This is a genomic window from Mesorhizobium sp. M2E.F.Ca.ET.219.01.1.1 (genome assembly GCF_004016445.2).
Lineage (GTDB): Bacteria > Pseudomonadota > Alphaproteobacteria > Rhizobiales > Rhizobiaceae > Mesorhizobium.
In genome coordinates, this window is the sequence record NZ_SADT02000229.1 from 1 (window position 1) to 296 (window position 296).

Below are 296 nucleotides of genomic sequence, written 5' to 3' on the forward strand. Positions count from 1 at the left end.
GCGTAGACGCGATTGACTTGTTGCGGCGTCAGCCGGCCGGTCCGGCCATCGACGATCGGATTGGCGATCCGGTGCAGCGGCGACTGCGCCTGCAGGCGCCGGATGAAGGCGCGGTCGCCGGCCGGCGGCAGTTCTCCGATCGAGATGGCAATATGGACCAGCCTTTCGATGTCGAAGCCGAGATAGTGGCGCTTGGTGTTCGAGATGCGGCCGTTGTAGACGGCATCGAATTGGACCGGGACATCCGGCAGCGGCAGGAAGATGTCCTCCGAGACCATCAGAATGTGTTTGGAAAA

The 296-nt window shown here is 62.5% G+C and carries 1 pseudogene; it reads right to left on the reverse strand.

Features of this window, described 5'->3' with window-relative positions:
• Positions 1-296: pseudogene (locus EN862_RS35630) on the reverse strand (glycosyltransferase family 1 protein); the annotation flags it as partial.